Origin of the sequence: uncultured Sphingomonas sp. (assembly GCF_902806265.1) — a bacterium.
In the GTDB taxonomy this organism is placed as follows: Bacteria; Pseudomonadota; Alphaproteobacteria; order Sphingomonadales; family Sphingomonadaceae; genus Sphingomicrobium.
In genome coordinates this window covers 54,242-77,290 of sequence record NZ_CADCVZ010000046.1, presented here as the reverse complement: position 1 = coordinate 77,290, position 23,049 = coordinate 54,242, and the positions used below count along the sequence as shown (strand labels likewise).

Here is a 23,049-nt window from a genome sequence, read left to right as displayed (position 1 = left end):
GCGCCCGAACGCCACACCGCGCCCTACAGATACTCCGCCCATTGCTCGATCAGGCAGCGGTAAAGGTCGCGCTTGAACGGCACGATCAAGTCCGGCAGCTGCTGCGCCGGAACCCACTTCCAGTCGCAGAACTCGGGCTCGGCCGTGGCGATGTTGACGTCGCTCGTGCGCCCGAGAAAGCGGCACAGGAACCAGTCCTGCTCCTGGCCGCGCCACTTGCCGCCCCATAGTTTAGGCTGCAGCTCGTCGGGCAGGTCGTAGCGCAGCCGCTCCGGACACTCAGCGATCTTTTCGACGAGGTGCGGCGGGATGCCCGTTTCCTCTTCCAGCTCGCGCAAGGCAGTGGCCCAGGGCTGCTCGCCCTCGTCGATCCCGCCCTGCGGCATCTGCCAGGCCTCGTCCGTATTATCGATCCGCTTGCCCACCCAGACCTGCTTGTCCGCGTTGAGCAGCATCACGCCGACCCCGCGGCGGTACGCGCCAGTCATTGCCCGTCCTCCAGCAACACCCGCAAATGCTTGGCGCATCGCTCCAGGTCCCCCTGCACGCTAGGCAGCGCCTTGCGCAGGTTCATGAACCCGTGGATCGTGCCGGCGCACTCCAGGTACACTACGGCAACGCCCGCTTCCGCCAGCGCAGCAGCGTAAGCCCGCCCCTGGTCGCGGATCGGGTCCAGCCCCGCGGTGACCACCAGCGTCGGCGGCATGCCTACGTGGTCTTTGAGCAGCGGATCGTAGCGCCAGTCCGCCTTGTTCGGCGCATAGCATTCGTCGAACCAGGCCATGCTCTCGCGCGACAGCATGAAGCCTTCGCCGAACTGGTCCAGGCTGGGGTGGTGCCGGGTGGGGTTGGCCGCCGGATAAATCGGCCATTGGGCTAGCAGGGGTACCTCGGCCGGCTCGTTTCGTAGGGCAAGGGCAGTCACGATCGTGAAGGTGCCGCCGGCGCTGTCGCCCGCCAGCACCAGCCCCGTCGCCTCGCGCCCAAGCTCGGCCGGGCTCCCCGCCACCCAGCGTGCGGCGGCGATCGCGTCCTCTACCCCGGCCGGGAACGGGTGCTCGGGCGCCAGCCGATAGCCGACCGACACCACCGGCAGGTCGGCGAGCCGCGCGATCTCCGCGCACAGCGGCTCGTGCGTGTCGATGTTGCCCAGCACATACCCGCCGCCATGATAGAAGACGAGGCAGGGCCCTGGACCACGCTCACCCTTTGCGTCGTACAGCCGCATCGGGCAGGGACCGCCGGCCAAGTCGCGGATCACCGCCAGCTCGCCGGTCGGTGCATCGAACAGGTGCCTGCTGGCGTGCAGCATACCGCGCGCCTCTTCGAGCGACACGTCAACGGCGCGCTTACCCCCTGCCGCCTCCATCTGCTCGAGCAGGGCGCGGACGTCGGGACGGACGAAGGGCTGGGTCATCCGCCGTCATTGCGAGGAGCAAAGCGACGAAGCAATCGAGTTTTCTGCAGAACCCAACTGGATTGCTTCCCCCGGCTCAGGCCCGGGGTCGCAATGGCGGGAAGAACGGACTAGATAGGTCGCGACATCCAGACATCGCAGGGACCGCGAATGGCCACGGCCACCCACCTCCTCACCCCTGAAGAAGCGCATGCCGACGTGCCGCTCGAAGCCGTGGTCGTCCGCTTCGCCGGCGACAGCGGCGACGGCATGCAGCTGACCGGCGGGCAGTTCACGTTGTCGACCGCGCTTGCCGGCAACGATCTCGCGACCTTTCCGGACTTCCCGGCCGAGATCCGCGCGCCGCAGGGCACGACCTTTGGCGTCTCGGCCTTCCAGATCAACTTCGGCTCCGCCGCGATCGAGACGGCGGGCGACCAGCCGGACGTGCTCGTCGCGATGAATCCGGCGGCGCTCCAGGTGAACGTCGCGCACCTGCGCGAAGGCGGCCTGATCATCGCCGACGAAGGCGAGTTCAACGCCCGCAATCTCGCCAAGGCCGGCTACCAGACCAACCCCTTGGAGGACGACAGCCTCGCCAAGTGGCAGCTGGTCAAGTTCAACATCTCGCAGCTGACCCTCGACGCCGTGAAGCCGTTCGGCCTCGGCAACAAGGAAGCGCTGCGCTGCAAGAACATGTGGACGCTGGGCCTGGCGCTATGGATGTTCGACCGCAGCCGCGAGCCGATCGTCGACTGGCTCAAGACCAAGTTCGCCAAGGCGCCGCAGCTTGCCGAGGCCAACATCGCCGCGCTGAACGCCGGCCATGCTTATGGCGAGACCGTGGAGATGGGCGCGGCGGTCAAGCCGCGGCACATCGCTCCCGCGTCCGCCGAGCCCGGCCTGTACCGCACCGTCACCGGCGCTGAAGCGCTCGGCCTCGGCCTCGTCGCGGGCGCGCAGCTCGCGGGGCTGTCGATGTTCTTCGGCTCCTATCCGATCACGCCGGCCTCGCCGATCCTGCATCACCTCAGCCGCCTCAAGGAATATGGCATCACCACCTTCCAGGCGGAGGACGAGATCGCGGCCATCTGCGCGGCGCTCGGCGCCAGCTATGCCGGGCAGCTTGGGGTGACCTCCTCGTCCGGCCCGGGCATCGCGCTCAAGACCGAGGCGATCGGCCTCGCGGTGATTACCGAGCTGCCGCTGGTGATCGTCAACTCGCAGCGCGGCGGGCCCTCGACCGGCCTGCCGACCAAGACCGAGCAGTCCGACCTGTACCAGGCGGTCTATGGCCGCAACGGCGACGCGCCGCTGCCGGTGATTGCCGCCCGCTCGCCCGCCGACGCCTTCGACTGCGCGATCGAGGCCTGCCGCATCGCTACCCGCTACATGACCCCCGTCATGCTGCTGACCGACGGCTACATCGCCAACGCCGCCGAGCCGTGGCGCGTGCCCGACATGAGCGGCTACGAGCCCTTCCCGGTGCAATTCGCGGACGGCGACGCGCCACGCGCCAACGGCAAGGTCCTGCCGTTCGCGCGCGACGAGCGGCTGGCGCGGCCGTGGATCAAGCCCGGAACGCCGGGCCTCACCCACCGGATCGGCGGGATCGAGAAGAACCCGGGCACCGGCGACATCGACTATTCGCCCGCTGCCCATTCGGAGATGACTCGCCAGCGGCACCAGAAGGTGCTCGGCGTCGCCGCCGACATCCCCGAGCAGGACGTCTGCCTGGGCGCGGCCGGCGCCGCGCTGGCGGTGGTCGGCTGGGGCTCGACCTTCGGACCGATCCACCAGGCGGTGCGGCGGATGCAAGGGCGCGGGCACGACGTCGCCCACGTCCATGTGCGGCATATCTGGCCGCTCCCGGAGAACCTGGGCGAGTTGCTGCGCAGCTTCGGCCGCGTCATCGTGCCCGAGATGAACGCCGGTCAGCTGAAGACCCTGCTCCGAGACCAGTATCTGGTGGACGCCCGCTCCCTGACCAAGGTCAGCGGCCAGCCCTTCCGCATCGCCGAGATCGAGGAAGCGATCGCCGAAGCGCTGGACGGAACGCCGCCCGGAAACCTCCGGCCGGACGCGACGCAGCTGCCCGAAGGCGACTCCGGTCATGACGACGGGCGCATCCTCCGCGAGGGTCTGGCGCGATGAAGCCGATCAACTCGTTCCCGCTGATTATGATGCTGATCGTCGTTCTCTTCCTCATCTACTGGCTGCTGTTCCGATGAACGAACTCACCCCCATTGAGAAAACCACTGCCAAGGACTGGGCAACGGACCAGGAGGTTCGCTGGTGTCCCGGCTGCGGCGATTATGCGGTGCTGAAGGCCGTACAGCGCACCATGCCGGACCTCGGCGTCGCGCGCGAGAAGACGGTGTTCGTCTCCGGCATCGGCTGCTCCAGCCGCTTCCCTTATTACATGGAGACCTACGGCTTCCACACCATCCACGGCCGCGCGCCCGCGGTCGCGACGGGCATCAAGCTCGCCAATCCCGAGCTCGACGTGTGGATCATCACCGGCGACGGCGACGCGCTCTCCATCGGCGGCAACCACACCATGCACGTGCTGCGCCGCAACCTCGACTGCCAGATCCTCTTGTTCAACAACGAGATCTACGGCCTGACCAAGGGGCAATACTCGCCCACCAGCCGCGTCGGCACCCGCTCGCCCTCGACTCCGTTCGGCTCGGTCGACCGCCCGGCCCGGCCATGCGCCTTTGCCCTCGGGGCCGGCGCCCGCTTCGTCGCGCGGGGCATCGATGTGCATAAAGGGCTGCCCGATGTGCTCAAGGCCGCCCACGCCCATCGCGGCGCGGCCTTCATCGAGATCTTTCAGAACTGCGTGGTCTACAACGACGACGTCTTCGCCCCCTTCACCGCCCGCGAGGTCGCGACGGAGATGCAGCTGTGGCTGAAGCCCGGCGAGAAGATGCGTTACGCGAACGGCACCAAGGGCCTGGCGCTGGACCATGACGCGTTGGCGCTAAAGGTGGTGGCGGGCGACGATCCGGCGGTGCTGACCCACAATCCCCAGAACCGCATGCTCGCCCACCTGCTGGTGGAGATGCCCGGCCAGGGCTTCCCGGTCGCGCTCGGCGTTATCTACGACGATCCCGCGCCGACCTTCGAGGAAGCGGTATTGGAACAGAACAGCACGGTCACCGCAGGCAAGAAGCCGGACCTCCAGGCGCTGGTCTCCAGGGGCCAGAGCTGGCAGGTCGAGAAGGAGCCGCGGGCTGAGTAGCCTGACTGCGCTGCCCGCATGATCCCGCGCGAGTTGGTCGCGACCGCCCGCATCCCGGGCGGCGCCGAGATGAAGCTGTATCGCCGCGGGCACGACCACATGATCCTGGTCGACCGCGACGAGCTCATGTCTACCCGGATGAGCGGGTCGGAAGAGGCACTTGCGCGGCTGACGGCGGAGCGCCTGGGAGCGCGCCCGCGCCAGCACTGGCTGATCGGCGGCTACGGCATGGGCTTCACCTTGCGTGCCGCGCTAAAGGTGCTGCCATCCGACGCCCGGGTGACGATCGCCGAACTCGTGCCCGAGATCGTCGGCTGGGCGGAGGCGCCAATGGCGGCGCTCACCGGCGCAAGCCTGCAGGACCCGCGCGTCCGCATCCATATCGGCGACGTCGCCGACGTGATCGCCGCCGCACCGGCCGGCTTCGAAGCCGTTCTGCTCGACGTCGACAACGGCCCCGACGCGCTGGTCCGGCCGGAGAACGACGCGCTCTACTCGCCTGCCGGGCTGGCGCGCACCAGGGCCGCCCTGCGCCCCGGCGGACTGCTGTCGATCTGGTCCGCGGCGCCCGATCCCCGCTTCAGCCGAACGCTTGCGGCCGCCGGCTTCGCGGTCGAGGAGCAGGTCGTCCGTGCCCGCGCCAACGGCAAGGGACCGCGGCACCACATCTGGTTCGCAAGGGCGCGCTGATGGACAATCTGACCCATAGCCTCGCCGGCGCCCTGCTCGGCCAGATGGGCCTGAAGCGCCTGACCGGCCGGGCCATGCCGACGCTGATCGTCGCCGCCAACCTCCCCGACATCGACGCGGTCGCCACGGTGCTCGGGCGCGAAAGCCTCGCCATTCGTCGCGGCATCACCCATGGTCCGATCGCCCTGGTGCTGCTACCACTGCTGCTGACCGGGCTGGTCCTCCTCTACAATCGTTGGCGGCCGTCCGCGCAGCCGGTCCGCCCCGGCTCGCTCCTCCTGCTCGCCTACATCGGCACCCTGAGCCACCCCGCGCTCGATTGGCTCAACAGCTACGGCATTCGGCTGCTCGAGCCGTTCAGCAGCCGCTGGTACGCCGGCGATACGCTGTTCATCATCGACGTCTGGATCTGGGCGACACTGATCGGCTGCTTCATCTGGAGCCGCCGGCGCGAGAAGCGGGGCGGCGACTGGCAGCGTCCGGCCTGGCTCGGCTTCTCCGCCATTTGCGCCTACATCATCGGCAACGGCCTGATCACCGGGCGGGCGGAGGCCCAGACCCACGCCTTGCTGCAGCAACGCGGCCGCCAGCCCGAACTGGTGGTCGCCAACCCGGTGCCGGCCGCCTTCTGGCGCCGCAACATGCTATGGCGCGACCGGCAAGCCCACGGCAGCGGCAGCTACCAGCTGCTCGCCGGGACGCGGCTGCCACCCGCCGCGGAGCCGATCGGCCTCGACCACCCGGCACTCGCCGCAGCCCGGGGCCGACCGGACGTGGACGCCTACCTCTTCTGGTCGCGCATGCCGATCGTGGTCGAACGAAACGGCCGCGCCTTCCTGGCCGACCAGCGCTTCAACTCCAACCTGACCCGCGACCAGTTCCTGGTGCCTTTGGAACCCGATCGCTGATCGAGCGCTTGCCGGTTTCATGACGCAACTTGTGTGGCTTCGACAGGACTTGCGGCTGACCGATCAGCCCGCCTTCGCGGCGGCGGCGAAGGCCGGGCCGGTGGCGGCCCTCTACGTCCTTGATGACGAAATGCCCGGCAAGTGGAAGATCGGCGGCGCGCAGCGCTGGTGGCTGCACCACAGCTTAGCCAGCTTGGCCCGCGACCTGGAGGCGAGAAGGGGCGCGCTCCTCCTTCGCCACGGCCGCTCTTCGGAGGTCGTCACCCAAGTCGCCGAAGAGTGCGGCGCCAAAGCCATCCACGCCACCCGCCACTACGAACCCTGGTGGCGCCAGGCCGAAGCGGAACTCGGCGAACGTCTCACCCTGCACGAGGGGGACGTGCTGCACGAGCCCGCGAACATCCACGCCGCATCGGGCGAGCCGTTCAAGATCTACGGTCCGTATTTCCGTAACCTGTCCAAGCACCTACCGCCGCCCGAACCGGAGCCGGCGCCCAAGGAGCTGCAGGCTCCCGAGAAGCTCCCGGCCAGCGACAAGCTCCAAGACTGGCAGTTGCTGCCGACCCGGCCCAACTGGGCGACCGGCTTCGACGTCTGGCAGCCTGGCGAGGCCGGCGCCGCCGCGCACCTCAAGCGCTTTGCCGCGGAGGCCGGCAGCTACGCCGAGCGCCGCGACCTTCCGGCCGAGGTCGGCACCTCCAACCTCTCGCCCTACCTCCATCATGGCGAGATCAGCCCGCGGCAGGTGTGGTACGCGCTAGACGACGTCGCTGGGGACAAGTTCCGCCGCGAGCTCGCCTGGCGCGACTTCTCCCGCTCCGTGATCCTCGCCGATCCGGAGATCGGCACCCGCGAGCAGCGCCCGCTCGCCCTGCCGCACCGCACCGGCAAGGCTGCGGACGCGGATTTCGTCGCGTGGCGCAAGGGCCGCACCGGCTACCCGCTGGTGGATGCAGGCATGCGCCAGCTGTGGGCGACCGGTTGGATGCACAACCGCGGCCGGCTGGTCACGTCGAGCTTTCTGGTCAAGCACCTGCTGCTCGACTGGCGGCGCGGGACCGACTTCTTCTGGGACACGCTGGTTGACGCGGACTACGGCAACAATGGCCAGAACTGGCAGTGGATCGCCGGCACCGGCTTCGATAGCCAGCCCTTCTACCGGGTCATGGCCCCGCTGCTGCAGTCCGAGAAGTTCGGGGCCGCCGAGTACATCCGCCGCTGGGTGCCGGAGCTGGCGCACCTGCCCGACGAGGACATCCACGATCCTTGGGGCCGCGGCGTCGCGCCGGAGGGCTATCCCGAGCCGCTGATCGATCACCGCAAGGCGCGGGAACGCGCGCTCCGGGCCTTTCGCGAGGCGCGTGCCGCCTGATAGGCAGGGGCGTGGCTACCCGCGGCGAACATCTCCTCAAGGCCGACCGGGTCTTCGCGACCGGGGGCGGCCTGCTCGGACGGCTAGCGGCGCCCGCTTTCGCCCGAGTGCTCGATCAGCTAGACGCCCGGCTGCTGGAGGGTGGCATCCACGCGACGCTGCCCTCCGGCGAGCGCCGCCGCATCGGGTTTCACGCACCCGGGCCCGAGCCGGTCGTCGAGCTTCGGAGCTGGCTGGCGCTGGTGCGGCTCGCGACCTCCGGCAGCGTCGGCTGGTACAAGGCCTGGGAACGCGGCGAATGGGCCTCGCCCGACCCGGTGCCGCTGTTCGACCTTTTCATGCGCAATGCCGCCAGCCTGGGCGATGCCGCCCGCGCCAAGGGGCCGCCGCGGTGGATCAACCGGCTGGCCCATCTCGCCCGCGACAATGCGCCGGGCAGAGCGCGCGAGAACGTCGCGGCGCACTACGACCTCGGCAACGACTTCTACGCCGCCTGGCTCGACCCGAGCATGACCTACTCGTCGGCCGTGTTCGCCCCGGGCGAGGACCTTCAGGCCGCACAGCGCCGCAAGGTGTCGCTGCTGCTCGACCGCCTTCAGATCAAGCCCGGCGACCGCTTGCTGGAGATCGGCTGCGGCTGGGGCACGCTCGCGATAGAAGCGGCCAGGCGCGGCGCTGAGGTCGTCGGACTGACCCTCTCATCCGAGCAGAAGGCCTGGGCGGACCACCGCATCTCCGAGGAGGGCCTATCGGACCGCATCGACATCCGCCTTCAAGACTATCGCGACATCCGCGAGCGGTTCGACGCGGTCGCCTCCGTCGAGATGGTCGAAGCTGTGGGCGAGCGCTGGTGGGGCGCTTACCTCGGTTGCATCGCCGGAGCGCTGGCGCTGGGCGGCCGCGCGGCCCTGCAGTTCATCAGCATCCGCCCCGAGCTGTTCGACCGCTACGCCGCCAGCGCCGACTTCATCCAGACCTACATCTTTCCGGGCGGCATGCTGTTGCATGAGCCGCGTTTCGCCGGGCTGGCTCGGGAGCGTGGCTTATCATGGGAGAACCGTCACGGCTTCGGTCTCGACTATGCCGAAACGTTGCAGCTCTGGCGCGAGCGCTATGACGCGGCGATCGACCGCGGCGCGCTTCCCGGGTTCGACGAGCGCTTTCACCGGCTGTGGCGCTACTACCTCATGTACTGCGAGGGCGGCTTCCGCGGGCAGGGGATCGACGTCGCCCAGGTTACGCTGGTGAAACGCTAGTCCACCCGCACCCGCCGGCCGGTTTCGCCGGCATCCTGCAGCACCTCGAGCAGCCGCGCAGCGACCACCTCCGGGGGCTTCACCTGCTCCGGCTCCTCCCCGGGGAACGCCAGCGCGCGCATCCGAGTCCGCGTCGCGCCGGGATCCAGGATCGTGACCCGCAGCTTGCCGGTGTAGGCGGTTTCGTCCGCATAAGCGCCGAGCAGCGCGTCCAGTGCAGCCTTGCTCGAGCCGTACGCGCCCCAGAAAGCCCGCGCCTCGCGGCCGACCGAGCTGGTGACCGCGACCACCTCGGCCTTGTCGGACCCGCGCAGCAGCGGGTCGAAGGCGGCGATCAGCGCCTGGTTGGCGAGCAGGTTGATCGACAAGATGCGCCCATATTCCTTGGGATCGATATGCTCGACAGGGGTGAGGCTGCCCAGCATCGCGGCATTCAGCACCAGCAGGTCGAGCTTGCCCCAGCGCTCGCTGACCGCGGTAGCGAGCTTGCCGATCGACTCGCCCTCGGTCAGGTCCATTGGTGCGATGGTAGCGCTGCCGCCGCCCAAGTGGATGCGCTCCTCGACCTCCTCCAGCTTGGCCGTGGAGCGCGCAACCAGGATCACGTGCGCGCCCGCGCCCGCCAGCGTCTCCGCGACCGTTGCGCCGATGCCCCGCGAGGCGCCGGTCACCAGCGCGAGCTTGCCTTCGAGTGGCCTCATGGGCGCGCCCTAAACGAAGGGACCGGCCGGCGAAAGCGTCAGCGGCTGGCGACCAGCGCCAGCCCGCTTTCCTCCGCCTTCTTCTCGGTCAGGTCGGTCAGCCGGGTCGGATAGTCACCGGTGAAGCAGGCGTCGCAGCGCTGGGGCGACTGGACGTCGCGGGTGTCGCCAAGCGCGCGGTACAGACCGTCGATGGAGATGAACGCCAGGCTGTCCGCGTTGATGTACTTGGCCATGGCTGCCACATCCATCTGCGCGGCGAGCAGCTTCGCGCGTTCCGGCGTATCGACGCCGTAGAAGCAGCTGTGCCGGGTCGGCGGAGAGGCGATGCGCATGTGCACCTCCTTGGCGCCGGCATCGCGCATCATCTGCACGATCTTTACGCTGGTAGTGCCGCGGACGATCGAATCGTCGATCAGCACGATCCGCTTGCCCTTGATCAGCGCGCTGTTCGCGTTGTGCTTGAGCTTGACGCCAAGGTGCCGGACCTCCTGGTTCGGCTGGATGAAGGTGCGCCCGACATAGTGGGAGCGGATGATCCCGAGTTCGAAGGGCAGGCCCGAGGCCTGGCCGTAGCCAATCGCTGCGGGCACGCCGCTGTCGGGCACGGGGACCACGATGTCGGCCTCGACCGGTGCCTCCCGGGCGAGCTCGGCGCCGATATTCTTGCGGCTTTCGTACACGGACGTGCCGTCCACTACGCTGTCCGGACGGCTGAAATAGACATGCTCAAAGATGCACGGGCGCGGCTGCGCGGCGGCAAACGGGCGGAAGCTGCGCAGGCCGTCCTCGTTGACCACGATCATCTCGCCTGGGGCGACCTCGCGCTCGAAGCGGGCGCCGATCACGTCAAGCGCGACGCTTTCGGACGCGAAGATGATGGAATGGTCGAGCCGCCCCATGACCAGCGGGCGGATGCCGAGCGGATCGCGACAGGCGACCAGTCCCTGTTCGGTCAGCATCAGCAGCGAATAAGCGCCCTCGACCTGGGTCAGAGCATCCACGATCCGGTCGAGCGAATTATTGTGGTGAGAGGTCGCCACCAGGTGGATGATCACTTCCGTGTCGCTGGTCGACTGGAAGATGGAGCCGCGGCGGTTGAGCGTCCGCCGCAGCTTGGTGGCGTTCGACAGGTTCCCGTTGTGCGCTACCGCGAAGCCGCCCTCCGCCAGTTCGGCGAACAACGGCTGAACGTTGCGCATCGCCGACGAGCCGGTAGTGGAGTAGCGGACATGGCCGATCGCCGTCCTGCCGGGCAGCCCGCGGATCACCTCGTCCTTGTCGAAGTTGCCGGCGACGTGCCCCGCCGCGCGGTGCGAGTGGAAGCTGTGGCCGTCGAAGCTGGTCATCCCGGCCGCTTCCTGCCCACGGTGCTGGAGCGCGTGGAGGCCGAGCGCCACGAAGCTGGATGCGACATCGGCGTTCCAGATGCCGAAAACACCGCATTCCTCCCGCAACTTGTCATCGTCGAACGGGTTCGTCGTCAGCATGGGTTGCCTGCGCTGTTGTGAGGACCGCCATATAGGCCGGCTGCGACCTCTTGTCGCCTGCTCGCTGAATAAAGCTTGAAGCCGATGCCGTCCGACCGGAGTTTAATTGGCATGCGGCTCTACTTGTTGCTCCTGGCTCTGCTCCTCACCGCCTGCGGGGAGCAGGATGCCGTCACCACCAACCAGCCGGCCGGTTCGGCGGCAGCACAAAGCGCGATGCAGACCTTTGCTGGCCAGGGCCGCGAGCGTCTGTGCCTTGACGAGCGCGGCGAGCGGGCCGGGCTGATCACCTTCGGCCAGGGCGACGCGAACTGCAGCATCCGGGGTGCGGTTCAGCGAAGCGGCGAGCGGATCACCATCGCGCCGGCTGGCGACGAGAGCTGCCGAGTCGCTGGAACGATTGCGGGCAACCAGGTGACGCTCGGGCCGCGAACGCCCGGGTGCGCTTATTATTGCGGTCCCACCGCCGACTACTCCGGGCGCAGCTTCATGGCTGTCGACGGCGCGGGGCCGGTTACCGACCTTGCTGGCGACCCGCTCTGCTAATCGAGCTGCCGCTTTATTGACGTAAATGTCAGCAAGGCTAGAGACGAGTTCAGCTTCGCAACGCAAAGGACGCCCTGGATGCCCGTCTATACCGCCCCCGTGCGCGATACCCGCTATGTCCTCGACCATATCGTTGGCATGGGCAACCACGGCAATCTGCCGGGCTTCGCCGACGCGACGCCGGATCTGGTCGACGCCATCCTGGCTGAAGGCGCGCGCTTCTGTGAGGAGGTGCTGACGCCCTTGAACCGAATTGGCGACGAGGAAGGCTGCACCCGGCACGAGGACGGCTCGGTCACTACGCCGACCGGCTTTAAGGACGCGTACCGCCAATTCTGCGAGCTTGGCTTCACCAGCCTGTCGGCGCCCGCGGAATACGGCGGGCAGGGGCTGCCGCACGTGCTCGCGACCGCGATGAGCGAGTATGTGCTGTCGGCCAACCAGAGCTTCGAGATGTACAACGGGCTGACGCAGGGCGCGATCGCCTCCATCCTGGTCAAGGGCTCGGAGGAGCAGAAGCAGACCTATCTCCCTAACATGGTCGCCGGCAGCTGGACCGGCACCATGAACCTGACGGAGCCGCACTGCGGCACGGACCTGGGGCTGCTCAAGACGCGCGCCGAGCCGCAGGCGGACGGCAGCTACAGCATCACCGGCACCAAGATCTTCATCTCGTCGGGCGAGCACGACCTCGCCGAGAATATCATCCACCTGGTACTGGCCAAGATCGCGGGCGCGCCGGACAATGTGAAAGGCATTTCGCTGTTCATCGTCCCCAAATTCCTGGTGGGCGAGGACGGCAGCCTAGGATCACGCAACAGCCTGTCGTGCGGATCGATCGAGCACAAGATGGGCATTCACGGCAACTCGACCTGCGTCATGAACTATGACGGCGCCACCGGCTATCTGGTGGGTGAGCCTGAAAAGGGCCTCGCGGCGATGTTCATCATGATGAACGCGGCGCGGCTGGGGGTTGGGCTGCAGGGCCTGGCGCAGGGCGAGGTCGCTTATCAGAACGCGGTGAGCTACGCCAAGGACCGCCGGCAGGGCCGGGCATTGAGGCCGGATGAGCGCGATCCGGATGCACGTGCCGACACGCTGTTCGTCCACCCGGACGTGCGCCGCATGCTGCTGGAAGCCAAGGCGTTCAACGAAGCTGCCCGGGCGCTGGTGCTGTGGGGCTCGCTGCAGGTCGATCTCAGCCGCAAGGCGGAGACCGAAGAGGAGCGGCAGCAGGCCGAGGACATCATCGGCCTGCTGACTCCCGTGATCAAAGGCTACCTGACCGACAAGGGCTTCGAAGCGGCGGTGAACGCGCAACAGGTCTATGGCGGGCACGGCTATGTCCGCGAATGGGGGATGGAGCAGTTCGTCCGCGACGCCCGCATCGCGCAGATCTACGAAGGCACTAACGGCGTGCAGGCGATGGATCTGGTCGGGCGCAAGCTGGCGCAGAACGGCGGCCGCGCGGTCCGCACCTTCTTCGAGGTGGTTGCCCGCGACATCGCGGACGCCCGTGCGGCGGGGGATCCGGCCGGCGTCGCGGCGCCGCTCGAGCGGGCGATGGGCGACCTTCAGGCGGCCACCATGTGGCTGGCGCAGAACGGCATGGCGGACCCGAACAACGCGGGGGCGGGCGCCTACGCCTACATGGAGCTGATGGGCGTGGTGGCGCTCGGCTGGATGTGGCTCAAGATGGCCGGGACTAGCAGCCGTCTGCTGAACGAGGCTGGCGAGGACTGCGCGTTCCACGAGGCCAAGGTCGCCACTGCCCGGTTCTACGCGGCGCGGGAACTCGGCAAGACGGCGGGGCTACGGAGCGAGATCGAGGCAGGCGCCGAGACGTTGATGGCCCTGCCGGCCGAAGCGTTCTGATCCGTCATCCGTCGGTCAGGCCAGCGCAGTCTGGATGTGCCACGGCTTGGCCACCGGCACTGGGTTTGGCTTGACCGGCTTGGACGCGAGCCGCCCGAGGTCGAAGCCTTGGTCGAACTGCATCCCGAAGCGGTCGCGCTGAGCCCAGCGGACCGTTCCGGAGACCGGCCCCACCCCGATGATGTCGAGCGTCAGCTGCTTGCCGGGCGTGACCGGGCGGCTGCATTCCACAAGTCCGCCCATGACCGAGATGTTGCGCAGGCGGACTTCGACCACCGAACCGCCGATCGCGGCCAGAGCCCGGCGCATGAGCCGCTGCCGCGGCTCGCGGGTGCATTGGAGTCCGTCGGCCTCCACCGAGCGGCTGGCGGCAAGCGCCCGCGCTTGCTCGGCGTCGGCTGGCCGGCCGAAGATGTATCCTTGCACTTGGCTGACGCCGAGATCGCGGATGAGGGCCAGGTCGTCGTGCGTCTCCACCCCCTCGGCCACCGTGTCCATCTGCAGGCTGTCGGCCAGGGTGACGATGGCCCGGATGATGGCCGCGTTGCGGGTCGACACCGAGGCTGCGCCGCGGACAAAGCTCTGGTCGATCTTGATCTTGTCGAACGGCGCCCTCTTCAAATAACCAAGCGATGAATATCCGGTGCCGAAATCGTCCAGTGCTAGGCGGACGCCGAGCTGTTTCAGGCTGGTGAAGGTTCCTTCCGTGGCATCGTTATCGGCCAGGAAGACACCCTCGGTGATCTCGAGTTCAAGCCGGTTAGCGGCTATCCCCGCGTCACGCAGCGCGTCCTCCACCATCCCAATGACCCCCGGATCGTTGAACTGGATGGGCGACAGGTTCACCGCTACCCGGACGTTGTCGGGCCACTGGCTTGCCTCCCGAACCGCCGTACGGAGCACCCACTCGCCGATGCGTCCGATCATGCCGCATTCCTCGGCAAGCGGGATGAACTTGGCCGGTGAGATCTGTCCGCGGTGCGGGTGCTGCCAGCGAACCAGTGCCTCGAAGCCGTCCACCTCCTCACCCGCCGTGCGGATGATTGGCTGGTAGTTGACGCTGAGCTCGCCGCGCTCGAGCGCCTGCCGGAGATCATTTTCGAGCAACTGGCGGTCGCTTGCTTCCGAATGCATAGCGGGCTCGTAGAAGACGTGCTTGCCGCGGCCCGCCGCCTTGGCGGCGTACAAGGCGAGGTCGGCATTGCGGATCATGCTGTCGGCGCAACTCCGGCCGGGATCGCCGATGGTGATGCCGACCGATGCGCCGATGCTGACTTTGTGGCCTTCGATCTCGTAAGGTTTGCTTACTTCGCTGATCAAGGTCTTGGCGAGCGACTCCAATAGGCCGATGTCCACGGTTCCGGGCAGCACCGCCTTGAACTCGTCGCCACCGAGCCGACCGATCTTTCCGTGCTCGCCCATCACGGAGGTCAGGCGTTGGGCCACCTGCTTCAGCAGCGCGTCGCCGACTGGATGGCCGAGGGTGTCGTTGACGTTCTTGAATCTGTCGAGATCTATCAGGAACAAGGAACAGCCCCGCTGCCGCCGGGCGGCGTTGCGCAGACCTTCGTCCAGAGTCTGCCGCATCATCGCGCGGTTCGGCAGGCTGGTCAGCGAGTCGAACCGCGCCAGCCGGGTGATCTCCTGTTCCGATCGGCGCTGCTCGGTCAGATCCGTACCGATCCCGCGGAAGCCCAGAAAGCGGCCGTGCTCGTCGAAGATCGGGTTGCCCGACAACGACCAGTGCACGTCCCCGTCGCTGGCCGGGCGGACGACCACATCGGAGAAAGGGAAGCGGGCGGACAGGTGAAAACCGAGCGTGCGCTCCTCTCGGAAAGTGTCGCTGCAGCCCTTGTCGACGGAGAGCAAATCGGTGAACTGCCGGCCGAGCAGCTGTTCAGGTGTGGTCTTGAAGTCGTCTGCAAGCTGCTGGGATACGTAAGACAGCGTCCCGGCCGAGTTGGTTTCCCAGAACCAGCCCCGTCCGGATGCTTCGAATTCCGCAACGAAGTTCTCGGCCTTCTTCGCGAAATAATCGAGCTGCAGGCGGCGGCGTGAGTTGGCCAACATCGTACGCGTTACCGCGACACTGTAGGCGACCGAGAGGAGGCTCAACGCCGAGATGGTGCAGGTAACCAGCGCCTCGGCGGAGAACAAGGCAGCGCCCACGGACGATGCCAGGGCATTCGCGACGGTGAGGGGCGGCGAACCAATCGCCATCAAACTTCTAATCGTGACTCCTGCGCCAAGCACCAGCGGCAGAAAGGTTTGGTCCAGGTCGGCAAAGCTGCGCGCCGCGACGGCGAACAGCATCCAAAGGGCACTTGACCCAAGCAGATAGCATAGCAGCAGTCGGGCAACGGTGTGCGCCGACAGCTGCAGGCGTTCGCGGAGGTGGTGCAATCCTGCCGCCAGCAAGTCGAGCAGCATCGCCAGCAGCAGCGGGAGGGCGGTGGAGAAAACGCCCGTCCAGCCCGAGTCCTGCCGGAAGCCCTGCACCAGGAGCGACAGCCCAACTATCGCGTTCGTCGCGGCGAGTAGCCAAGGGGCATAGGTGAACATGCCCAACCGCCGGCGGGCAAGCGTTTGGTCGCTTTCCGACTCGGGATGGGCAACGTCGAACAGCAACGCTTCGCGAATGGAGGTGCGGCTGGCTGCTGCCTGCCCCTCCATCGCGTTATCGAAGCGCGCCCGACGCATAGCAATCCCGCCTGAAACCGAGTGGGACAGGCTTAGCCGCCAAGCCGTTAACGCAACCCTTCATCCGGAAGGTTGATGAGCGCTTAACCCTCCTCGGGAAGAAAGTCGGGCACGGACAGGTAACGTTCCCCGGTGTCGTAGTGAAAGCCGAGCACCCGTGGCCGTTCACCAAGCTCGGGAAGCTTCTGTTCAATGGCGGCCAAGGTCGCGCCCGACGAGATGCCGACCAGCACGCCTTCTTCGCGGGCGGAGCGGCGGGCCATCTCCTTGGCAGCATCCGGGGTGACCTGGATGACGCCGTCGAGCACGTCGGTGTGGAGGTTCTGCGGAACGAAGCCTGCGCCGATACCCTGGATCGGATGCGGCCCAGGCTGACCGCCCGAGATCACCGGCGACAGGGTCGGCTCAACCGCGAACACCTTAAGCTGCGGCCACTTTTGCTTGAGCACCTGGCCGCAGGCAGTGATGTGCCCGCCCGTGCCGACGCCGGTGATCAGCGCATCGAAACCGCGCTCGTCGCCGCCGAAGTCGCGCAGGATCTCCTCCACCGTCGTCTCGAGATGCACCTGGATGTTGGCCGGGTTGTTGAACTGCTGCGGCATCCAGGAGCCGGGTGTGTCGGCGATGATCTCCTCGGCGCGGGCGATGGCCCCCTTCATCCCCTTCTCGCGCGGCGTTAGATCGAACTCGGCGCCGAACGCCAGCATCAGGCGGCGGCGTTCCAGGCTCATGCTCTCGGGCATGACCAGGATGAGGCGGTAGCCCTTGACCGCGGCGACCATGGCGAGGCCGATGCCGGTGTTGCCGCTGGTGGGCTCGACGATAACACCGCCAGGCTTGAGCCGTCCCGAGCGCTCCGCCTCCTCGATCATGGCCACGGCTATCCGGTCCTTGATGGAGCCCGCGGGGTTGGACTTCTCCGACTTGATCCACACCTCCGCCCGGTCGCCGAACAGGCGATTGACGCGGATGTGCGGCGTGTTGCCGACCGTATCGAGAACCGAATTGGCTTTCATGCAGGTTTCTCCTCTTCGAGGGCCTGAGGGAGCATCTGTGATGGCGGGTCGAAGGTTCGCGTCCGCCGGAGTTCGGGAAAGAGATAGGACCAGGCCCCGGCGATTACGACCGCCGCGCCGCCGCCGAATACCACCGCGCCGACCGGGCCGAGCACGGCGGCGAACAGGCCGGACTGCAATTCGCCCAGCTCATTGGAGGCGGAGATGGCCAGGCCCGACACCGCCGACACCCGGCCGCGCATCATGTCGGGCGTGTGCAGCTGGACCAGGCTGGAGCGGACGTAAACGGACAGCATGTCCGCCGCGCCGAGCAGCGCCAGCACGAACAAGGACAGCGGCAGCGAGCGCGACACGCCGAAGATCACCGTCAGTACGCCGAACGCGCCCACCGCCAGCAGCATCTTGACGCCGACATTGTGCCTGAGCGGCCGGACGGCGAACACGCTGGCGACCAGCGCGGCGCCGACCGCGGGCGCGGCGCGGAGCAGGCCGAGGCCTTCGGTGCCGACGTGGAGGATGTCGCGGGCGAACACCGGCAGCATGGCAGTGGCGCCCCCGAGCAGCACGGCGAACAGATCCAGGGTGATTGCACCGAAGAGGAAGCGGTGACCGCGGACATAGCTTAGGCCATCGACCATCTGCCGCACCGGGTGGACGTCCCGCGCCATGGCGGGGGGCACGATGCGGCGGATCGGGGTCAAAGCAACGATCGGCACCAGCATCAGCGCAGCGGCGGTCCAATAAGGCGCAGAGGGCTCGGCGGCGTAGAGGAAGCCGCCGAGCGCTGGTCCTGCTACCGACGCCGACTGCCAGGCGATGGACGACAGTGCGATGGCCTTGGGCAGCAGCTCGGGCGGCACGATGTTCGGGGTAATCGCCGACATGGAGGGGCCGACGAACACCCGTGCCACCCCGTGCAGCGCCGCCAGGGTGAACAGGAGCGGTAGGGTCAACTGCTCATTCAGAGTGAACCAGCCGAGCGCCAGCGCCACCGTCATATCGATGGCATTGGCGAACCGCGCCACCGTTCGCCGCTCGAAACGGTCGGCAGTCCAACCCGCAACGGGAGTGAGGATAGCAAGCGGCACGAACTGCACCAACCCGAGCAGCCCCAGCATGAACGAGGCTTCGCGGATCGACATGCCATAGTCGGCGCGAGCAACGTCGTAGACCTGGTAGCCGATGATCACCACCATCCCCATGGTCGCCAGCACGGCGCAAAAGCGCGCGATCCAGAACAGCCGGAAGTCGCGGATCGCTAGGGGAGAAGTGGGCACTTGCCGGCGCTTAGCGGTCGGTAGGGCGGGGGGCAACCGAGCCTGGGCCAAGTCAACTATGGTCGGCCCCGGATGTGCAACTTACTTGCGCGCCTTTCTCGCGGCATAGCGCGCATCCCGCGCGGCCTTGCGCTCCGCTTCGGTAGGCGGTGCGGGGACCGCGGCCTTTGCTGCAGCCGCGGCGAGCTTGGCGTCCTTCGCGGCTTGCTGGGCCGCCTTCTTGGCGGCGGACTTCTCGGCATCCTTTCTTTCTCGGTCTGCGCGGGCGGCCTGCCGCTCAGCGAGGGCCCGCTCGTCGAGTGGTGGCTTTGATCGCAGCTGCTCCAGCGCTTCCTTTTTCGCCCGCGCAGCATTGCCGATCCGGTCTTGGAAGCTTGGATCCTTGAAGGACAAATTGATCTCCGATCTTGTAAGGCTCTGGTTGAGTTGGCCGATGGTGAGGTCTGCAATGATCTGCAGTTCTCACATCAGTAGCGATCTTTCAAAGACCACTTCTCCGTCCTGAAGAATGGCGGTCTGCGTCCATCCTGCGCGTTGGTAGAACCGAACTGCGCGACTGCCTTCCTCCGTACTCAAGGAGAGATGGGCGATCCCCTGCTTTCGGGCCCAGTCCAGCATGGTGACGTGCAACGCTCGTCCGATCCCAGCACCCTCGGTGTTGGGGTCGACGAACAACGCCCAGACACTGGTGGCCGGCGCATCGATGATCGCGAACCCGAGAATGCCGTCCTTTGCTTCCGCAACCCAGGCGCTGCCCGCCGCGATGTACGGCGGATAGGATGCTTCAGTGATCCGCGTAAAGTCGGCAAGGCGGTTCTCGCGCACCCTGTTTCGTAGACGATGCATGGCGCCGACGTCCGCGTCGACGGCGCTCCTGATCCTGATGTTCATGAACTGGGCGGTGCCACCGTCGCCCGGTGTCTGCAATAGGCGCAGCGGCCCTCACCTGTGCCGTGGTCGAGGGCGAGGGCCCGGCAGTGCTGGGGACGGTTCTACCTCGACTTCAGTTCTCGACCGGAGCAGACTAGTTCCGCGCTGAACCGGAGTAGGCAAGTGGTTGTGCAAGCGGAGCAATATGACGCCGCCGCCATCATGGGCGGGCTGTACGGCGACGGGGTCATCGGGCTGAAGGGCGCTTTCCCGCGCGAGTGGGCGGACGCGCTGGCGGCGGACATCTGGCGCTCGTTCGACGAGGTCAAGGACCGGCCCGGCGGAGCGCTGCCCCGGGGGCCGCACCGCTTCTATGTCGAGGTTTCGCCGGAGAAGATCAGCGGCTTCGTCGACATTGTCACGCACCCCTGGTTCGTGGCGGTATGCGAGGCGGTGCTGGGACCGGACTACCGGATCGTGGAGGTTGGCTATGACATCCCGTTCCCGGGCGCGGAGGACCAGCCGTGGCACCGCGATTTCCCTTCGCCGCCCGAGACTCTGGTCGGGCGGCGGCTGAACAGCCTGGCGTTCAATCTGACCACCGTCGACACGCGGCCCGAACATGGACCGTTCGAGGTCGCGCCCGGCACACAGTGGGACGATATTAGCGGCGCCAAGGACGACATGTTTCCGGCGCGCGAGCTATGGGGGCGGTACATCGAAAAGGCGCAGCAAAAGCTGCCGCAGCGCGGCGACATCTCGGCCCGCTCGGCGCTGACCATCCACCGTGGTACCGCCAACCGCTCGAACGAGCCGCGGCCGGTGCTGGTGGTGGGGGTAGATGCGCCGGACGGAATCAACGCGCATCATCACGACCTGCAGGTGACGCCCGAGTATCTTGCCGGTCTGCCGGCGCGGGTGCGGGACCACTTGACTTGCCGCGTAGTGGAGCAGGTCGAGATGATCGAGCAACATCATGTTATCGAGGGGCTGCTGCAGCCGACCTACTGAGTAGTGCCCGGGGAACTCCTGCGCTCCGCGTCCGCTGACCCTGCGACAAGCTAAGGAGTTGAAAGATGGCCAATCTACTAGGCGCGCTCATCGGCTACGCGGTCGATCGAGGCGACGGCGACAGCGGGATCAAGGGCCTGATCGTCGGCACCGTTGCGGAGAAGGCGATCCGCGGGATTGCGCCGCTGGTCGCAACCTATGCGCTCGGCTGGGCGGTGCAGTACGGCTTCCGCAAGGGCTGGCATGCGATCACCGGGAACGATCCGGTGGATGCGGGCGGGCGGTTGAAGGCGCGGGCGGTCTGAGGCCTCGTTATTGCGAGCCGCAGGCTTCGCCTGCGGCTCGCAATAACGGCTAGCGCGTCAGCGGGATCGCGCTGGCGCTGGTGTCGGCGGTGGTACCGCGGCTGCCGGCCGTGAGGAACTCGACCACGTCACGGGCGAGTCGTTTCTTGTCGGTCTCGAACAAGCCGTGGGGGCTGCCGTCATACTCGATATATTGTGCGTGGCGGATCGCTTCGGCGGCCTTGCGACCGGTACCGGCGGCGGGCACGTTGGCGTCGCTCGAGCCGTGGATGATCAGCGTCGGCACACCCTGGAAGGCCGGCAGATCGGGACGGAAGTCGGTGGTCGCCCAGGCCTGCGCCGCCGCATAGGTCGGACGCGCACCGGCCATGCTCGCCTGCTGAAAGCTCGCGTCGAGCACGCCCTGGCTGACGGGATGACTGATGATTCCGACGCCATAGAATTGCTTAAGAAAGGTCTGGAGGAAGCCGTAGCGGTCACTCTGCATCTGCTGCGTGATCTCCTGAAGCTTCGCCTGGGGCACGCCGTCGGGGTGGTCGTCGGACTGCGCGACCTTGGGCACGACCGAACCGAGCAGCACGGCATGGCTGACGCGTTGCCGGCCCTGCTTGGAAAGGAAGCGCGCGACCTCGCCGCCGCCCATGGAAAAGCCAACCAGGGCCACCGGCTGCGCGATGCGGGCTTCCTCCAGCACCGCCGCGACGTCGTCGGCGAAGGTGTCGTAGTCGTAACCATTCCACGGCTGGTCCGAGCGGCCGAAGCCCCGACGGTCGGGGATGATGCAGCGCTTGCCGGCCTCGACGAGCTTGATGGCGAGATCGTCGAAGGTGTCGCCGGTGAGCGGCCAGCCGTGCAGGAGGACCACCGGGTCGCCGCGGCCCCAATCCTTGTAGAAGAGCTTGGTGCCGTCCTTGGCCGTGGCGTAGGGCATGGTGGGTCCTTTCGGGTGGAGGTCGGCGGCTAAACGAGCCGTACGGACGAACGTTGCCGTCCCGAAGACCGCACATTAGGTGAAGTGACCGATGGCCAAGCTCAAATCGCGTTACATCTGCCAGGCCTGCGGGTCGGTCCAGTCCCGCTGGCAGGGGCAGTGCCCGGACTGTGCCGAGTGGAACACGCTGGTGGCGGAGGCGAGCAACGTTACTGTCTTCTCGGCCAAGCACGACCTGTCAGCGGGCGGGCGGGCGGTGGAACTTGTCGGGCTGGACGCGGACATCCCGCTGCCGGAGCGGGTGCCGAGTGGGATCGCCGAGCTCGACCGGGCGATCGGCGGCGGGATTGTGCCGGGCTCGGCGATGCTGCTGGCGGGCGATCCGGGGATCGGCAAGTCGACCCTGCTGCTGCAGGCCGCGGCCAAGGTCGCGGCGGCGGGGCGAGGCGCAGTGTACATCTCGGGCGAGGAAGCGGTCGACCAAGTGCGGCTGCGGGCGCTGCGGCTGGGGCTCGGCGGAGCGCCCGTCCAGCTGGCAGCGGTCACTTCGGTGCGGGACATTCTCACGACCGTGGGCAGCGGGCCGGCGCCGGCGCTGCTGGTGATCGACTCCGTCCAGACCATGCATTCCGACCTGATCGAGGGTGCGCCGGGGACGGTCAGCCAGGTGCGGGCGAGCGCGCTGGAGCTGATCCGCTTCGCCAAGGAGCGAGGCACGGCGCTGATCCTGGTCGGGCACGTCACCAAGGACGGCAGCATCGCGGGGCCGCGCGTGCTGGAGCATATGGTCGACGCGGTGCTCAACTTCGAAGGCGAGCGCAGCCATCAGTACCGCATCCTGCGCGCGGTGAAGAACCGGTTCGGCGGGACGGACGAGATCGGCGTGTTCGCGATGGAAGGCGCTGGCCTGGCGGAGGTGCCAAACCCGAGCGCGCTGTTCCTGACCAAGCGCGACGATCCGGTGAGCGGAACGGCGATCTTCCCGGCGCTGGAGGGCACCCGGCCGGTGCTGGTTGAGATACAGGCGCTGACCATGCGGCTGGCGAGCGGGGCGACGCCCAGGCGCTCGGCGGTGGGCTGGGACGGCGGGCGGCTGGCAATGCTGCTGGCGGTGCTGGAGGCACGCTGCGGGGTGAGCTTTGCCAATGCGGAGGTCTATCTGAACGTCGCGGGCGGGTACCGGCTGCAGGACCCCGCGGCCGACCTGGCGGTCGCGGCGGCGCTGGTGTCGGCGCTGGCCGAGCGGCCGGTGCCGGCGGAGGCGGTAGTGTTGGGCGAGGTTGCGCTGTCGGGCGAGGTTCGGCCCGTGGCGCATACCGCGCTGCGGCTTAAGGAAGCGGCCAAGCTGGGGTTCGAGGAGGCCTGGGTGCCGGGTGGGGCGGACAAGTCGAACGGGATCAAGACCGCACGCTTCGGGCAGCTGCGTCAGCTTGTCGATCGCATCCTCGGGCGCTAGCC

General features: G+C 67.5%; 21 protein-coding genes. 11 read left to right on the top strand and 10 right to left on the bottom strand.

The window, feature by feature from the left end; translation table 11 throughout:
• Window positions 1-23 precede the first annotated feature (23 nt).
• Entirely contained in the window at window positions 24-488 is a 465-nt protein-coding gene (locus QZX62_RS09450) for an RNA pyrophosphohydrolase (RefSeq protein ID WP_294173936.1), read from the bottom strand.
• Complete coding sequence (locus tag QZX62_RS09445) at window positions 485-1,417, bottom strand: alpha/beta hydrolase (protein ID WP_294173934.1); 933 nt, start codon at window positions 1,415-1,417, stop codon at window positions 485-487. The genes QZX62_RS09450 and QZX62_RS09445 overlap by 4 nt, the downstream gene beginning before the upstream one ends.
• Window positions 1,418-1,567: 150 nt before the next feature.
• On the opposite strand from QZX62_RS09445, the gene QZX62_RS09440 reads away from it, so the two are divergent.
• From QZX62_RS09440 to QZX62_RS09415, 6 genes are all read left to right on the top strand, one after another.
• Window positions 1,568-3,550, top strand: a complete 1,983-nt coding sequence (locus tag QZX62_RS09440) for a 2-oxoacid:acceptor oxidoreductase subunit alpha (protein ID WP_294173932.1) — start codon at window positions 1,568-1,570, stop codon at window positions 3,548-3,550.
• A gap of 73 nt (window positions 3,551-3,623) precedes the next feature.
• On the top strand, window positions 3,624-4,643 hold the full coding sequence (locus QZX62_RS09435) for a 2-oxoacid:ferredoxin oxidoreductase subunit beta (RefSeq protein ID WP_294173931.1): 1,020 nt from the start codon (window positions 3,624-3,626) through the stop codon (window positions 4,641-4,643).
• Window positions 4,644-4,661: 18 nt separating this feature from the next.
• Window positions 4,662-5,333 (top strand): spermidine synthase, encoded by a 672-nt coding sequence (locus QZX62_RS09430; RefSeq protein ID WP_294173930.1) that lies wholly within the window; start codon window positions 4,662-4,664, stop codon window positions 5,331-5,333.
• Window positions 5,333-6,241: a metal-dependent hydrolase gene (locus QZX62_RS09425; RefSeq protein WP_294173929.1), complete on the top strand. Its 909-nt coding sequence runs from the start codon at window positions 5,333-5,335 to the stop codon at window positions 6,239-6,241. The genes QZX62_RS09430 and QZX62_RS09425 overlap by 1 nt, the downstream gene beginning before the upstream one ends.
• 19 nt (window positions 6,242-6,260) lie before the next feature.
• Complete coding sequence (locus tag QZX62_RS09420) at window positions 6,261-7,613, top strand: deoxyribodipyrimidine photo-lyase (RefSeq protein WP_294173928.1); 1,353 nt, start codon at window positions 6,261-6,263, stop codon at window positions 7,611-7,613.
• Between the two features lie 11 nt (window positions 7,614-7,624).
• Complete coding sequence (locus QZX62_RS09415; RefSeq protein ID WP_294173927.1) at window positions 7,625-8,869, top strand: cyclopropane-fatty-acyl-phospholipid synthase family protein; 1,245 nt, start codon at window positions 7,625-7,627, stop codon at window positions 8,867-8,869.
• Here the strand turns inward: QZX62_RS09415 and QZX62_RS09410 are convergent.
• Entirely contained in the window at window positions 8,866-9,570 is a 705-nt protein-coding gene (locus QZX62_RS09410; protein WP_294173926.1) for an SDR family NAD(P)-dependent oxidoreductase, read from the bottom strand. The genes QZX62_RS09415 and QZX62_RS09410 overlap by 4 nt on opposite strands.
• Before the next feature lie 38 nt (window positions 9,571-9,608).
• Window positions 9,609-11,060 carry an amidophosphoribosyltransferase gene (purF, locus tag QZX62_RS09405; RefSeq protein WP_294173925.1) on the bottom strand — a complete coding sequence of 484 codons (1,452 nt, stop codon included), beginning with the start codon at window positions 11,058-11,060 and terminating at the stop codon, window positions 9,609-9,611.
• 111 nt (window positions 11,061-11,171) lie between these two features.
• On the opposite strand from purF, the gene QZX62_RS09400 reads away from it, so the two are divergent.
• Complete coding sequence (locus QZX62_RS09400) at window positions 11,172-11,606, top strand: hypothetical protein (RefSeq protein ID WP_294173924.1); 435 nt, start codon at window positions 11,172-11,174, stop codon at window positions 11,604-11,606.
• A gap of 78 nt (window positions 11,607-11,684) precedes the next feature.
• Window positions 11,685-13,481: an acyl-CoA dehydrogenase C-terminal domain-containing protein gene (locus QZX62_RS09395; RefSeq protein ID WP_294173923.1), complete on the top strand. Its 1,797-nt coding sequence runs from the start codon at window positions 11,685-11,687 to the stop codon at window positions 13,479-13,481.
• A gap of 15 nt (window positions 13,482-13,496) precedes the next feature.
• Here QZX62_RS09395 and QZX62_RS09390 read toward each other — a convergent pair whose 3' ends face one another.
• From QZX62_RS09390 to QZX62_RS09370, 5 genes are all read right to left on the bottom strand, one after another.
• Complete coding sequence (locus tag QZX62_RS09390) at window positions 13,497-16,181, bottom strand: EAL domain-containing protein (RefSeq protein ID WP_294173922.1); 2,685 nt, start codon at window positions 16,179-16,181, stop codon at window positions 13,497-13,499.
• Window positions 16,182-16,264: 83 nt separating this feature from the next.
• A complete protein-coding gene (cysK, locus tag QZX62_RS09385) occupies window positions 16,265-17,197 on the bottom strand; it encodes a cysteine synthase A (RefSeq protein ID WP_294173921.1) in 933 nt (310 codons plus the stop codon).
• Window positions 17,194-18,474, bottom strand: coding sequence for an MFS transporter (locus QZX62_RS09380; protein WP_294173920.1), 1,281 nt, complete (start codon window positions 18,472-18,474; stop codon window positions 17,194-17,196). Before QZX62_RS09380 ends, cysK begins: the two co-directional genes overlap by 4 nt.
• A gap of 81 nt (window positions 18,475-18,555) precedes the next feature.
• Window positions 18,556-18,867, bottom strand: coding sequence for a DUF6481 family protein (locus QZX62_RS09375; protein WP_294173919.1), 312 nt, complete (start codon window positions 18,865-18,867; stop codon window positions 18,556-18,558).
• A 69-nt stretch (window positions 18,868-18,936) separates the two neighbouring features.
• Complete coding sequence (locus tag QZX62_RS09370) at window positions 18,937-19,365, bottom strand: GNAT family N-acetyltransferase (protein WP_294173918.1); 429 nt, start codon at window positions 19,363-19,365, stop codon at window positions 18,937-18,939.
• A 162-nt stretch (window positions 19,366-19,527) separates the two neighbouring features.
• Here QZX62_RS09370 and QZX62_RS09365 point away from each other — a divergent pair, with 162 nt between their 5' ends.
• Together QZX62_RS09365 and QZX62_RS09360 are read left to right on the top strand one after the other, a co-directional pair.
• Entirely contained in the window at window positions 19,528-20,355 is an 828-nt protein-coding gene (locus QZX62_RS09365; protein WP_294173917.1) for a phytanoyl-CoA dioxygenase family protein, read from the top strand.
• A gap of 65 nt (window positions 20,356-20,420) precedes the next feature.
• Window positions 20,421-20,660, top strand: a complete 240-nt coding sequence (locus tag QZX62_RS09360) for a hypothetical protein (protein WP_294173916.1) — start codon at window positions 20,421-20,423, stop codon at window positions 20,658-20,660.
• Between the two features lie 49 nt (window positions 20,661-20,709).
• Here the strand turns inward: QZX62_RS09360 and QZX62_RS09355 are convergent, their stop codons facing one another.
• A complete protein-coding gene (locus QZX62_RS09355; RefSeq protein ID WP_294173914.1) occupies window positions 20,710-21,591 on the bottom strand; it encodes an alpha/beta hydrolase in 882 nt (293 codons plus the stop codon).
• Window positions 21,592-21,682: 91 nt separating this feature from the next.
• On the opposite strand from QZX62_RS09355, the gene radA reads away from it, so the two are divergent.
• Entirely contained in the window at window positions 21,683-23,047 is a 1,365-nt protein-coding gene (gene radA, locus QZX62_RS09350; RefSeq protein ID WP_294173912.1) for a DNA repair protein RadA, read from the top strand.
• Window positions 23,048-23,049 lie beyond the last annotated feature (2 nt).